The 13,770-nt window shown below is 57.0% G+C and carries 11 protein-coding genes; 8 read left to right on the top strand and 3 right to left on the bottom strand.

Going from position 1 to position 13,770, the window contains the following annotated elements; all coding sequences use genetic code 11:
• Positions 1-119 precede the first annotated feature (119 nt).
• Together E6N53_RS17070 and E6N53_RS17065 are read left to right on the top strand one after the other, a co-directional pair.
• The gene (locus E6N53_RS17070; RefSeq protein ID WP_142860905.1) at positions 120-2,180 is read left to right on the top strand and encodes a RecQ family ATP-dependent DNA helicase; all 2,061 of its coding nucleotides are present in this window, start codon (positions 120-122) and stop codon (positions 2,178-2,180) included.
• Positions 2,181-2,547: 367 nt separating this feature from the next.
• Positions 2,548-3,519 carry a radical SAM protein gene (locus tag E6N53_RS17065; protein WP_142860706.1) on the top strand — a complete coding sequence of 324 codons (972 nt, stop codon included), beginning with the start codon at positions 2,548-2,550 and terminating at the stop codon, positions 3,517-3,519.
• Positions 3,520-3,658: 139 nt separating this feature from the next.
• On the opposite strand, the gene E6N53_RS17060 is transcribed toward E6N53_RS17065, so the two are convergent.
• Positions 3,659-4,501, bottom strand: a complete 843-nt coding sequence (locus tag E6N53_RS17060) for a polysaccharide deacetylase family protein (protein WP_236642392.1) — start codon at positions 4,499-4,501, stop codon at positions 3,659-3,661.
• A gap of 92 nt (positions 4,502-4,593) precedes the next feature.
• Here E6N53_RS17060 and E6N53_RS17055 point away from each other — a divergent pair, with 92 nt between their 5' ends.
• Both E6N53_RS17055 and E6N53_RS21320 read left to right on the top strand, forming a co-directional pair.
• Positions 4,594-5,700 carry a C45 family autoproteolytic acyltransferase/hydrolase gene (locus E6N53_RS17055; RefSeq protein WP_142860705.1) on the top strand — a complete coding sequence of 369 codons (1,107 nt, stop codon included), beginning with the start codon at positions 4,594-4,596 and terminating at the stop codon, positions 5,698-5,700.
• Between the two features lie 817 nt (positions 5,701-6,517).
• The gene (locus E6N53_RS21320) at positions 6,518-8,164 is read left to right on the top strand and encodes a hypothetical protein (RefSeq protein WP_236642391.1); all 1,647 of its coding nucleotides are present in this window, start codon (positions 6,518-6,520) and stop codon (positions 8,162-8,164) included.
• 368 nt (positions 8,165-8,532) lie between these two features.
• Here E6N53_RS21320 and E6N53_RS17045 read toward each other — a convergent pair whose 3' ends face one another.
• On the bottom strand, positions 8,533-8,925 hold the full coding sequence (locus E6N53_RS17045) for a type II toxin-antitoxin system VapC family toxin (RefSeq protein WP_142860704.1): 393 nt from the start codon (positions 8,923-8,925) through the stop codon (positions 8,533-8,535).
• A complete protein-coding gene (locus E6N53_RS17040; protein WP_142860703.1) occupies positions 8,922-9,155 on the bottom strand; it encodes an antitoxin VapB family protein in 234 nt (77 codons plus the stop codon). The genes E6N53_RS17045 and E6N53_RS17040 overlap by 4 nt, the downstream gene beginning before the upstream one ends.
• Before the next feature lie 612 nt (positions 9,156-9,767).
• Here E6N53_RS17040 and E6N53_RS17035 point away from each other — a divergent pair.
• The 4 genes from E6N53_RS17035 to cas8b all read left to right on the top strand — a co-directional run bounded on the left by E6N53_RS17035 (position 9,768) and on the right by cas8b (position 13,763).
• Positions 9,768-10,019 (top strand): hypothetical protein, encoded by a 252-nt coding sequence (locus E6N53_RS17035; RefSeq protein WP_142860702.1) that lies wholly within the window; start codon positions 9,768-9,770, stop codon positions 10,017-10,019.
• A 199-nt stretch (positions 10,020-10,218) separates the two neighbouring features.
• Positions 10,219-10,617: a DUF7522 family protein gene (locus tag E6N53_RS17030; RefSeq protein WP_142860701.1), complete on the top strand. Its 399-nt coding sequence runs from the start codon at positions 10,219-10,221 to the stop codon at positions 10,615-10,617.
• Between the two features lie 195 nt (positions 10,618-10,812).
• Positions 10,813-11,634, top strand: coding sequence for a CRISPR-associated endoribonuclease Cas6 (locus E6N53_RS17025; protein WP_142860700.1), 822 nt, complete (start codon positions 10,813-10,815; stop codon positions 11,632-11,634).
• Positions 11,631-13,763, top strand: coding sequence for a type I-B CRISPR-associated protein Cas8b/Csh1 (cas8b, locus tag E6N53_RS17020; protein WP_236642390.1), 2,133 nt, complete (start codon positions 11,631-11,633; stop codon positions 13,761-13,763). Before E6N53_RS17025 ends, cas8b begins: the two co-directional genes overlap by 4 nt.
• The last annotated feature ends 7 nt before the right edge of the window (positions 13,764-13,770 follow it).

The following is a 13,770-nucleotide window of genomic DNA, read 5'->3' as shown; positions in this document are numbered from 1 at the left end:
CCCGATTACAAATCTCTCGATGGAGGGGGCGACATGCAGAAGGCCTTCGAGCAGTGAGTCGTCGAGGTGTCAGCCGAGTCTTTATTATATTCGTTCCTGATTATCAGAATGTGTCACGGGTGACGAAGGCGGAGGCAGAGAAAATCTTGCGGGAGAGCCTCGGCTCTGATGCGACCTTCCGCCAGCACCAGTGGGAGGCAATCGATTCGCTGGTCAACAGCTCAGGTCGATTGCTGCTGGTTCAGCGGACGGGGTGGGGCAAGAGCACTGTGTACTTCACCACGACTCGACTGCTCAGAGAGCAGGGTGCAGGCCCAACACTCATTATCAGCCCACTGCTCGCCTTGATGCGGAACCAGGTCATCGACGCCGAAGAACAGCTCGGCCTCGATGCGGCCACGATCCATTCGAACAACACAGACGACTGGGGTGCGATTCAGGAATCCGTCGTCGACGGCGATTGTGACCTCTTGCTCATCTCTCCGGAACGCCTCGCCAATGAACAGTTCCAAGACGAGGTGTTCGAGCAAATCGCTGACGAACTTGGGCTGTTAGTTGTCGACGAAGCCCACTGCATCTCCAGTTGGGGGCACGACTTCCGCCCGGACTATCGACGAATCAGTGATGTACTCGAGAAGCTTCCGAACGATCTCCCCGTCGCGGCGACGACCGCGACGGCGAACGATCGAGTCATCGACGACGTGACCTCCCAGCTCCCGAAGCTTGAACCACTTCGTGGCGATCTGGTCCGCGAATCGCTGCACATTCAGACGATACAGATGACTTCCCGAGCGGAGCGGCTAGCTTGGCTGACCGAGGTCTTAGCAGATACTCCGATTGCCGGCATCATCTACTGTCTCACGACGGACGAGACCGAAAACGTCGCTGGCTGGCTCGCCGAGCACGGCCACGATGTACTCCCGTACCATGGCGGGATGGACGGCGATGTTCGCCAGGAGCGAGAAGCGAAGCTGATGAACAACGAAGTAGAGGCGTTGGTAGCCACGAACGCTCTCGGGATGGGGTTCAACAAGCCTGATTTGGGCTGGGTCATCCACTTCCAACGGCCACCGAATCTCATCCGCTATTACCAAGAGATCGGCCGTGCGGGTCGTGCACTCGACGAATCCTATGCGGTTGTTCTCTCTGGCCCAGATGATGACGACATTGCGGAGTATTTCATCGAGAAAGCGTTCCCGAACCCCACTCACTTCGAGAACATCCTCGAAACGATCACAGAGAGCGACGAACCGTTGTACAAGTACGAGATTCTCCGTGATGTAGACGTCTCGTGGGGAACGACCACTTCCTGTCTGAACATTCTCGAGGTCGAAGGTGCGATAGAGAAGGTTGAAGACGGGTTCGTCCGGACAGCAGATGATTGGTCGTATGACCACGAGCGTGTGGAGTCAGTGACAAGGAATCGTTGGAAGGAACTGGAGCGGATGCAACAGTTCGTCACTACCGATAGCTGTCTCACGAAATTCATCGACGACGAACTCGACGGGAACCTCGACAAGCCCTGTGGTCGCTGTGCGAACTGTATGGGAGACTTTCTCCCCTCTTCCGTGTCTACCCAGGCGCTCGTCGAGGAAGCGAAGGGATACTACCGGAGTGATGGGTGGCAGCAGATTCCCCCACGGAAGTATATGCATCACCGGTCTGGCGGCCGAAGCAAGATTCCAGCCAATCAGCTGCTCGAACCCGGCAGGTCGCTCTCGGTGTACAAGGACCCTGGGTGGGGGACGAAGGTGTATGCAGACAAGCGCGATGGTAGTCGGTACCGGAAAGAACTCGTGGAGGCTTCAGTGGAGTTCATCGAAGAGTGGGAGCCCGAACCTGAGCCACGTTGGGTCACCGCTGTTCCTTCAATTCGTCAGCCTGGACTGGTCGTCGAGTTCGCCAAGCGTCTCGCTGCGAGCCTCGGACTCCCGTTCGTCGAGACAATGAACTGTACCGGTAATCCGGCTCCCCAAGCAGAGTTGGCTAACTCTTATCAACAGTGCTGGAACGTCTCTGGAGCATACGAGACAACAGGTTCAATCCGAAACACACCGTTGCTCCTTGTCGACGATATCGTCGGCTCCCGCTGGACACTGACGGAAGTCGGGACCGCTTTGCGGAAGGCAGGGAGTGGCAATGTTGTGCCGTTCACACTCGCGGAGAGACGGGCGTGGTGATCTCCCTGCTTCGAGTGGTGTCGACGCACCCAACTCACAGCTGATTATTCCGTCGACGATTCCCGGTGATATCGACAGGAACAGGATTCGCGGGTCGACACGTACGACGTCGCCGTAATCGGCTACCGAATTCTTAAGACAGACTGCCACAGGCTGCTTACTGGAGCGTGTTTGTTCGCGTCCGCAGCACGCGGGCCGTTCTGATGTTTCGGCTCCATCGGATTCCTCCTCGCACTTCAGTAAGTCGAACGCACAAATCGCGGGCAGAGATGACTCACAGAGGGATACTGGAACTGGACGAACACCTCGAAGTCGTACGCCGACGACACAGCGACACGATTATTTCTAACGATTTACAATGTTAGATATGAGCACCCGTCCGGACACGATTCCGAACTACAAGCGACTACCGGACACTGAGTTCGCCGCCCGCGTCGACGACCTGTGGCATCGGTACGCCGATTGTGACCTGTGTGCGTACGACTGTGGCGTCGACCGCACGGCCGGCGAGACCGGCGCCTGCCGCGTCGACGATACCGCGTACGTCTCGTCGTACTTTGCCCATCACGGCGAGGAGGACGTCCTGCGGGGCCACGAGGGCAGCGGGACGATTTTCCTCGCACATTGCAACATGAAGTGCGTCTTCTGCCAGAACTTCGAGACCAGTCACGAAGCTCGTGGAGAGCCCACTACACCCGACGAGATTGCGGCGATGGCACTCGAACTTCAATCTCGAGGATGTCACAACATCAACTTCGTCTCCCCGACGCACCACTCCCCACATCTTGTCGAGGCCGTTCGAATCGCACGTGACCAGGGCCTCGACCTCCCCATCGTCTGGAATTGCGGGGGGTACGAACGCGCCGAGATCCTCGAAGTCCTCGACGGAATCGTCGACATCTACATGCCGGACGTGAAGTGGAGTGATGACGCTGCTGCCGCCAAGTACTCCAAAGCTCCAGGGTACTGGTCGAACATCAAGGGGTCGCTCCGAGAGATGCACCGACAGGTCGGCGACCTCGAGATCGACGACAACGGTCTCGCCACTGGCGGCCTTCTCGTTCGTCATCTCGTCATGCCGGGTCACGTCGAAAACGCACAGGGTGTCCTCTCGTTCATCGCCGAGGAAATCAGCACCAATACGGTGGTGAACGTGATGGCCCAGTACCGTCCGTACTACAAAGCGACAACCGAGGAACGGTACGAACAGATCAACCGCCCGATCACCCCCGAAGAGTATCAGGCGGTCCTTGACCACGCTCGTGATGTCGGTCTCGAGCGCATCGAATACGACCCAAACATGGCTGACGAGAAGCACGGGTGGCTCCCGTGGCGCTGATTCACTGTCGCCGACGCACTAACCCGCCCCGACCAGAAGGCGAGACACGACTTCGGTACCGAGTCCACCAGACAGTGAAACTTCAATTGGAGGGCTCGGAAACACCGTCTGAGCGGGTCCCCCAGAACGCCACGAGTGACTATGTTCGTTCGGCGGCGATCTCGTCGAACGTTTTGAACTCTACGTCTGGTTTCGACTCCATGTGCCGAATGAGTTCCTCCAGGTAGAGCGTCCGGGGCGGCTGTCCAATCACCTGTGGATGCATCGTAAGTGCGAAGACGCCGTTATCGACGTTATCGTACATCCAATCGAATTGGCGCTCCCACATCTCAAACACCTGGAGTTCATCGGGGGCACCGCCCTGTGAGTCCGCACCGAGAATGAACTGGAACGGCGGCCAGTCGTCTCGATGCCACGAGACGGGTATTTCGAGGATGTCTGTCTCTTCTCCTGGGTCATACGGCTCGTCCGGGTCAGCACTCCAGCCTTCTCGCACGTAGTACGGCTGGAAATCGTGTCCCATCAGACTGGAGTCCCACTCGAATCCGAGTTCTTGGATGATTCCCAGCGTGTGTTTCGAGTAGTCCCAGTACGGCGACCGGTACCCTGACGGTTTCTGCCCCGTGAGATCACGGATGGATTCAATCGCGCGTTCGACGTCCGCTTTCTCGTCTTCACGCGTCTCGAAGTTGGCTGGATTCGTATGCTTCCACCCGTGGTGCTGTATCTCATAGCCTCTGTCGTGAACTTCTCCGCAGACCTCAGGGAAGCTATCGATCGTATGACCTGGAATAAACCAGGTCGCCGGGGTTTCCAGTCGATCGAGGAGGTCTAACAGACGTGGTGTACCGACCTCAGCACCGTACATCCCACGGGAGTGTTTTGTTGGACTCTCGAGGAAGTCAAAACTGTGCAACCATATCGACACTGCGTCGAAATCGAAACCGAGTGCGACGGTCGCTTCTGTGTCTGACATGACCATCATGACAGTTCATTAACTATCTACTTAAACTAATTGGTAATATAAATTGAATAACATTTAATGGAGTTGTGTGGTAACATTCAACGTGGAATATGTCCCAAGCCAAGGCTACCCTTCGAGGAGTAGAACTGACGGGAACGCCAGAAGAACGAGGTGTCACACACGGAACCGAGTTCGCGGACGAGATACAGAAGAATCTCGAGATCTACCTGGACGTCTTCGAGTACAAAGGAACAGACGAGGAAACGGTGTACGAGCAGGCAGAAGAGTTCATACCACTCATTGAGAACGAGAATCGAGAGTACTACGACGAGATGAAGGGTGTTGCGGAGGGAAGTGGACTCTCTTTGGAAGACATCACGATTCTCAATGCGCGGTACGAGGTGATGTACAGTGCGTTCAAACAGGCGGCGGACGAAGTCAACGAGGCTAGCCCAGACGCCTGCACAGCGTTCGCTGCACAACAAGAAATCACGGAGGACGGACACACGTATCTCGGACAGAACTGGGACTGGATGCCTGGACTGGAAACCTTCGTCATGGACATCCGTCGCGACGACAAGCCGAACATGGTCGCAATGACCGAAGCGGGAATTGTCGGCGGCAAAATCGGTGTCAACGAACACGGACTTGGGATGACGCTCAACGGTCTCGTCACTGCGAAAGACGGGGAACACCCGTTCCGAAAACCGTTCCACGTCCGATTCCGAGAGGTTCTGGACGCCGAACGAATGGACAGCGCTATCGCACCACTAATCACGAAGGACAGGGCGTGTTCCGGGAACGTCATCGTTGCTCACGCAGAGGGCGAAATGGTCAATATCGAGATCGCTCCGGAAACAGCGAACTACCTGTACCCCCAGGAGCATCTGATAACACACGCGAACCACGTTGAGGATCGGAGTTCGATGAATAGTGAGTTCGAAAAACTCATCCCCGACACACTCTGTCGGGCACCCCGTCTCAGACGGCTTCTCTCGCGACACTCGGGTGAGATTGGCACCGAAGTGATCAAAGACGCACTCCGAGACCACTTTGGACGGCCAAACAGCATCTGTCGACATCCGAACGAAGACGATCCGGAACTCGATCGGCTACAGACGAACGGCAGCTACATCATGGATCTGACCGATAGACGACTCCTCGGCACTGCTGGCCCGCCTTGCGAGAGTGAGTACAGGTCATTTAGCGCCGCGTAGGCGCCTTACCGTCAGATCCAGTGGCCTCATGGGTGAAGGACTCCGACGGGGTGCGGTTCTTTTTGAGCACGATACCGGTCCGGAAAATCGTCGGCAACACAGGTTCGCCTCAGCTGACCGACGTTCTCGGGCAAGACCCACACCGAACACTCGTTTGAGAACACCGAGAGTGGCCTTATTGAAACCCTCACTCAGTGATCGGTTTCAGCACTCGCGCTGAATACAGGGCGCGAGTCGGTCACAGAACTTGCCTTGCTCTTTCGCTACATACGGCACGCATCGTCAACATCGAGACCCCGCGTTGTAGGAGCGGACGAAGTAGAAAATCTAGTCACCTGCGAGGTTTTTAATGCGCTTTAACCCAGACAGACACTAATGAGCCAAGTGAGTCTCCAACGATATTTTTCAAACCGAGGATGGTGGAAGGTACTCTTCTTGATACCCTTACTATTGCTTCTTCATCAAGTCCTTTTCCTGCTGAATAATTTCGTCGTATTCGATTATAGTATCGGTCTATCTGGATACATCATAACTCTCCAAGAGTGGCTAATCATCGCAAACATTGCTGTTTCCTTTTACTCACCAGTGGTCATCTACCATGACCGCAAATTCCTCACAGAACATACAGACTGGACGCCAAATATTCTGTACGTCATTTCGTTCATCCCGCTCGTGAATGTGCTAACTGTAAGTGCGTACCTCATTCAACGTCGCCGGGCTATCAAGCACGTAACCACGTGAAACAGACAGCAAGCGCGTGCTGAACTCACCCTCTACATGTGTCACGCCGCTCCTGACAGCGTTCGGTGAGGTTTCTGTGGCCGTGCTGGATCGAGCGCGCGAGTCGGTCATCTACGTCCCTGTTCGGTGCCTCGAAACGCCTCGACAGCATCCATCCAGAAATGAGTGTAACCTCTACGTTCTACTCACAGGAAATGTTATACATACACATGGCATTCAATACCAGATGAATGGTTCATCACCCCCGGGGAGCAGTGCTGCCGACACGGGCGAGATGCCGGTTCGCCGCCGGAGCCTCCTTGCCGCAGCCGGTGCCGTCACCGTTGTCGGACTCAGCGGCTGTCTGAGCCGCGCGGCGGCGGCGGTGACGAACACGGGGGCGTCGCCTGCAGCGGTGTTCGCGGGGACACAAGAAGCGAGTCTGGGCGAGTTCGTTGTCGGTGAGCCGCACGTGAGTCGGCTGACTCCGACGGTGTCGAGTGGACAGCTTGGAGACGTGGAGTTGGAGGGGTGGGTTACGTCGTCGGCAGTGATGGCTCAGGACTACAACTCGTCGCGGAGCAACAAGCAAAAGTCGCGGTCATCGGACGGAGATGCTGATGATGATGGGCTTGGTGACGCTGACGAGGATGATGTGGCCGACCCAAATGACCCCGACCAATTCGAAGTGGGCGACACCGTGCTCGAGTTCGATGCTCGAAATGAGATTCTCGCGTATTTGGACGGCGAGCCGATGGTCAGTGAGCGGTTTACGGTCTGTCTGCCTGATGCCGAGGTTCCGGTTGGGAACGGGAGTATCAGGGAAGCGGTGACGCCGGAACGTCTCATTGCGTATCTGACGGGCGAGTCTGATGGCGAGGGGCGGGTGTACTCGTGGGGGACGCCGAAGGCTAGCTCAGACGGAGGTGGCGATTGTGATGATTCGGACGAGGGGATTTTCCCGGGGGCGGTGTGTGGGACGACGCCTCACTTCGTTGCGGAGGTGTCGGGACCGACGGCGGCGGGCGGGGGTCTGGAGGTCGTCCGGACGGAGGATGGGTCGGTGTTCCTGCTGTCGGGGTCGGCGGTTTCGTCGGAGGCTGAACGTTCGTGTGAGTCTGGTGGGCAGGGACGAGTTGGGATGATGACGATGAGAGAGTGTGGTCAGGCGGGGTGGCCAGAGGCGACAGAGTCTGGAGCGTCGACCGGTGTATCGGTGTATCAGATGATGGTGCAACCGCCGCGGTGTCCGAAGCCGTTCCCCGCGCTGCTGTACGTCCAACGGTGTGAGAGCAACGACCAGCTCGTGTACACGGGTGGGTGGGTCATCGACGACGCTGCGTTGTACGAGGATTCGATGACGGTGCTGTCGATGGCGGGTCCGACTGAGGTGGTGGGCGTCGAGCTTTCTGACCTTGGGGGTTCGTTTGAGGATGTAGCCGGTGGAGCAGCCGACTGGGACTGGCCACGCGTCCGGCGGGGCGGGCGGCTGGATTCCGGGGCGGTGAAAGAGTTCGGTCGTGAAGACGGTCTCGAAGGCGTGTCGAATGACATTATCGATGTCATCACCAGTCGAGGGGGAGATTGGGCTATGAGCGGTGATGACGGTGAGCCCGGCGACGAATACGGGTTCGTGACGCATGTGGCGGTGGATGCGCCGGTGCGTCACTTGGTGAGTGCGAGTCGGGCGTCGCAAGATGTGAAGTTCAAGGCAGGCGCGGAGCTGTCGAAGGCTGTGAACTGAGACCGTTCTCCGACCGGAACTGGTCGGACTCATCAAAGAGAGTGCGTGCGGCCGTTTGTAATTTATTTATAATTTGTTTGGTGAAAATTATCAACTTTCAGTGCTGACTACACGCTCTCTATTCAGCACGCCGTTTGTATCAACTACTGAGGATTTTAACAGAGCCGAATTTCACATACATATTTCTCTCGCTATCAACAGTGACTCACTCGAAGAGGGCACTCGGTATCGTATCTCAACTGCACCAACCACCGTGTGTTGGTTAACTACCGAGGCTGTTGGTTAACACTGATCGCGGACTCTCATTGTTCGAACCGACGCATTGGCCCGTCTCAGTAGTCACGCTGCCCCAGCAGTCCGGCCCCCCTTCAGTACGTCTCGACGTCGAGATTTGGAATTCGGTCGAAGTGCGAGGCGTTTCGCGTGAGGACCGGTTCGTTCTCTTGAATCGCCGTCGCTGCAATGATACAGTCCTCACGGTCGATTCGCTCTCCGTCGGTGATGAGCCGACCACTCAGTTCCCCGGCTTGCTTCATGATGCTGTGGTCGGCGGGAATCACGTGTTTCGAGTCGAGTACGCTCAGCACCGTCTGCTTCTCGCGCTCTGGTTTTCGTGACCGTTGGACACCTTCGTACAGTTCGAGCGATGTGATCGACGCGATCTTCTCCGGACGGTTCTCGCGTTCTATGAGCTCGAGGACGTCCCGTGCATCGGGGTCACCGTTGAGGACGTCGATGATGAAACTCGTGTCCTGAATCATTCGGACAACTCGTCATGGAGTCGCTCACGACGCTCCCGTGACCGCTCGCGACCCTCTGCGATTGCCTCTTCGAGATCGTCTGTCTCACCCTCCCAGATGCCGGCGACTTCACGCCACGACCGCTCGCCCGCGAGCCGCTTGACGACGGCACTGAAACTCTCCCCCTCGCGCTTGTGCGCTTTCAGCCGCTCGTAGGCTTCGTCGTCGAGCGAGATCGTTTTCGTGCCCATGTGTACACAGAAGGTTGTGTACATTTATATACGTTCGGCTGATTCGAGGTACCCGCACCGTTTACCTGGGAGCTTGAAGCTAGGCGAGCGGCTAGTCTTGACCGCCCGGACCCGTTCAGGCCACTTTGTTTGTGTCGGCTCTCGGCGCTCATCCTTCTCGCTGTACTCGAATCCCGCTTCGCTCGCCTCCCCGGGGCGGGGGCCTGAGCGGCCAGCGCCAAGGTGGTTGTTTCACCCTGAACGAGGCGTCTCGTTCACGATGCTCACAAGGACTCCGCTGCGCGCGCAGCCACGACCGTTCCGATGGTCGGTGTATGTCGTCTTTCCCGGATTTCCTTCATCGATTGAGTGATTGCGGGTCGTTGGGAATAATGATATGTGAACACGAACTAAAGGACTCGTGTTGGCCGTCCCGACCACGATTTCAGATGCACTCATGCGGTGAGGTTGAAGCCAGACGAACTCTTGTGGGGTTGATGCGACGGCCCTGTTTCAGACGAACGCTCGTGGGGTTGAATCTCTCAGCGTCGGTTTTTGTACGGTCAGGTGTCGCATAGTGTTGATGTAGTGCAGTGCTCGTATTCGATTTATGTGCGCACGTGAGGGGCTGATATGGGCACGCGAACACAGACCGGTGAACACACGAGCGGCCGCACGATGGCCCTCGAGCAGGGCGAGGTCACCGTCGCAATCGACCATCGTGGAGAGACGATGGTGTTGACACTCACCGCCGACCAGGCGTATCGGTTCGAGATCGACCGCGACGTTGCGGTGACAGACCAGTCGGTGCCGGCGTGGGTCGTCCCAGTGGTTCGGCGACTCGGCCTTGTGGGCGTGCGTCGGGAGGGCGGCTCGAATGCCTGAGGTGGTCTGTCCCTAGGTCGAGTGAGCACTGCCCGAGTCTCGTGGGTGGGTTCGCATCGGCACTTCGGTTGTCCTTTCGCCTCTAGTGCGGTTACGATGGGAGTGAGGTACCGCATCGTCTCTCAAGTGTGAGAGATGGAGACGAACGTCTATAACAGACCGTGGTGGAGATACTCTACCGCGAGTAACGTTCTTGAAAATGAGACCGCCATCACACCCCGCGTCCGTCGCAGACCTCATCGGCCTTCTCGAGACGCGGTTCGGCGCGTCGCTCCGCAGTTGTGTCGAGTATCGCCCCCAGTCAAAACGCATCCTGTATTTGCGAGAGGATGTCGATGCGGCGACCGCGAACAAACGCCTTGTTCGCGTCGACAATCTGTACCAAACGACGCGTGTCAACCGGGCCCCGATTGAGGCGGACCCAGAACTCGGCCAGCTTGAAGCCTCGCTGCACTACTTCCGAGCGGTGGTTGTCGTGCATCTCCTCGACCGTGGTGGGCGGGCCATCGGCTTTTCTGTCGATGCAGACGCGCTGCCAGCGGTGCAATCGCTGCTTGTGGAGTGTCTGGAGGTCGGGTTTGAGGGGAGCGAGGAGTGAGTGTGGACACCTCTGGCGTCGGTGAACTCGTCTGATTGTTATGTGAATAATATCCACTGCCGTACGGCCACCAACAAAGTCCCAACTCGGGCAAAATGCAAGTGTAAAAACCTTATCACACAAGGTATAACTCAATAGTACGTCACTGTCTGTTCATGTTGTCCGGTTTGTATAACAACAGAGGTGGTACGGCGCGTGCGAATCGAACTTTCGCTTGATGCGATTGCAGATGCGGCCTACGATACTTCCGCTCATCACAAGCTTCGCGGTCGAATCTGGAAAGCCCTTGAGGATGTAGATGAGTATGCTGCTGCCCACGATACCAACCGCGGTGTCGGGTTCGCATTCTCGAACATCTATCCGTGGGGCGATATCGAAACCGGTGACCAGCGGTACCTCCGCATCGCGTCTCCTCAACGTTCGGTGTTAGACGACCTCGTCCGGCATTTCGGTCGCGACCGCACGTTCGACGTCGGACAAATGCGCTTCGAGATTGATGAAATCTCTGGGCATGCACCCGATGTTGGCGAGCCCGGCGCGACCGGTGTCATCGATACCGCGACGGGCGTATTCTGTGCGCTCGATCGACGTCTCGCCGAAGAGCATGGGCTGGACACGACAAAGATCGATGAGGGTGATTCGGAGACGAAGCTGTTCTGGCGTCCAAAACATGGGCTAGACCCACTTCAGGAAACGATTCGTCGATCGCTCCAACGGACCCATGAACAGCACGGTGATGATTACTACACCGGCCCGGCCGAGGTTGACGAACCGTTGTTCGAATCAGTCGAGCCCATCAAAGACGACGTCACATACGCGATTCACTTCCAACCGGCAACAGCTGTCGACCGTACTGTGATACTCTCGAAGTGGCGGTATGGCTACCGGGTTCGGGACGAGACGCATCGGTATCACCTCAACCTTGCATTGGATGCCGGAATTGGCCAACGCCGTGAACACGGCTTTGGATTCGTGAACCTCATCAATCAACAGCCACCACGAGCTGAGACATCATGAGCGGGGTCACTCGCCAGGATTTTGCTGACGCGATTGAGCAGTACTGGCATGACCGGCCGCCAGCAAGTCTGGAAGACGTGATGGCACTGTACGGTGTCCTTGCTGTGGCCGAGAGTGGTGGGGAACTGTATGGGACCGCAAGCAAACTCGACCCTTTCATCGATGACGGTCGGCTTGTGTGGGTCGATATCGACCTCACAGGTGAGACCCCCGTCGTCAGTGACCCAAAGGTCGACACGCTCCGCAAAGAGCACGTCTCGAAGCTGGCATACTCACACAAGTCTTCCGGGAGAGGTGCGAAGTACAGCCTGACACAGATTGGGTCAAAGAACGGGAACGACGCGACGGGCGTCGCCAGCACCGTCCTCGGTCGAGTCCGTTCGTGGACCACCCAAGACAGTGTGTTGAGCGTCACCGACAGTGAGGATGGCCATCCAGATGGATGGGTAATCGAACGGCTCGCGGCCGTTTTCGAGAAAGACAGCCAGACGCTTGCAGAACTGAAAGAGAAGGTCGAAGCCCTCCTTCCGGCAGATGAATCGATTCCGACGGCGTTCACAGTGCGGCTCCGAATCGATGCAGCCGACCTCGAGAAGACAGAGAGTGGTGTGACAGGAGAGCAGTGGTTCTGGCCAGCGGGGCTACCAGTCCTCAACGAGGCGATGAAGCGGTACGCAACAGAGAACGCCGCGAACAAGAACCTAGACTCGGGATCATCCGAAGGTCGAGGCGTCTGCGTCGTTACGGGAACCGAAGGACGTGTCGTCGGTACCCCAGAGAGTCCTCTCGGCGTTTTTTCGGTCAAACATCCCGATGCACAACCGGGGCTCCGTCGCGATCAATCTTGGCGGAATTACCCAGTGAGTCCGGATGTCGCGATGTTATTCAGCAAGGGACAGGACCTCATCGAGAAGTGTGTTCTTCGGAGTGGTGGGGTCGAAACCTACGCGTTGCCATACTTCGCTGGAGAACTCACTGCAGCAAAGGCCGAGTTGCTCTATGGAGCGATTCAGTCGCTCGATAGTGAAAGTGAGTACAGCAGCGGTACGAGCGCGCCCATGGCCCGCGTGACGTACAAGCTCCGCGAGTCAGATACGGAGGCGGTCAGGGAGTTGGCCGAGACTGAACTACGCTTCTACACGATCACACTCCCGATTAGTGATGACAAAAACGTCATCGCAGAAGAGCCTGCTGCGGCGACCTACTGGGTGTCCGAACTCGCGGATTCTCTCGAACAGACGGTTCATGGACCAACGCTCGACCCGGCTGTGGGTGGGTTCAAGCGTTTCGACAACTGGCCCCTCCTCGACTTCAGTGACAACCGAGACCAGGCACGGAAATCTGCGTTCTACTGCATCACAGGGCAGGAGTTCACCAATGCAACGTTTGCATATCGTGGTGATGACGAAGGAGACGATTTCCGCAGGGTCGTCGACGCCCGATTAATCGCAGGGACCCCACTTGATGCATCGATGCTGCTTGATGAGTATATGCGGCGATACGATGATGCGAGCGAAGATGGTGAGATACCACCGCACCAGATCGTCGTCCAGCAGTTAGTCCAACTAGAAGCACTCTCACGAGCAGGATTACTTGACGGCCTTGATGTTGTAATCGAACCAACTGATACGACAATGAGTACACACACAACCCTCGACACGTCTGACCTCCCGTCCATCCGGGAGTACCGACTGGAATCGTTCCTTGACCGACCCCTCTTCGAGGATTCAGCGCGTAGTGCAGCAGCGCTATCTGGAGTCTTGGTTGGGCAGGTGAGTTGGCATCAAGAGAATCAACGGGAGATTGGTCGCCCACTAGACTCAACCACCAAGGGTGACCAACTGAATAAAAACAGCCTTGAAAACGCATTGACAAGTGCGCTTGAGAAGGCGAAAGTCTACGCGCTTGACTCGGATTTCGACTCAGACCGAGACCTGTTATTCCCGGAGACAGTCGACCGACTGCTTGAGGCGACCGAGGAGATGCCCTCTGCGTGGGATATCGAGAAACGGGAACTCCAGTTCTGTTACGTACTCGGTCACGCACATGGCCGTCGCTCGATGCCGGTCGCGTTCGACCTGTATGAGGGTAGCACGGACGAGGAACCCGACGCACAGACTGCTGAGTAATTCACTC

The sequence above is a fragment of the Salinigranum halophilum genome, from assembly GCF_007004735.1.
Lineage (GTDB): Archaea > Halobacteriota > Halobacteria > Halobacteriales > Haloferacaceae > Salinigranum > Salinigranum halophilum.
Note: the sequence above shows the minus strand (reverse complement) of the source record. Positions and strands in the feature narration are given on the sequence as shown.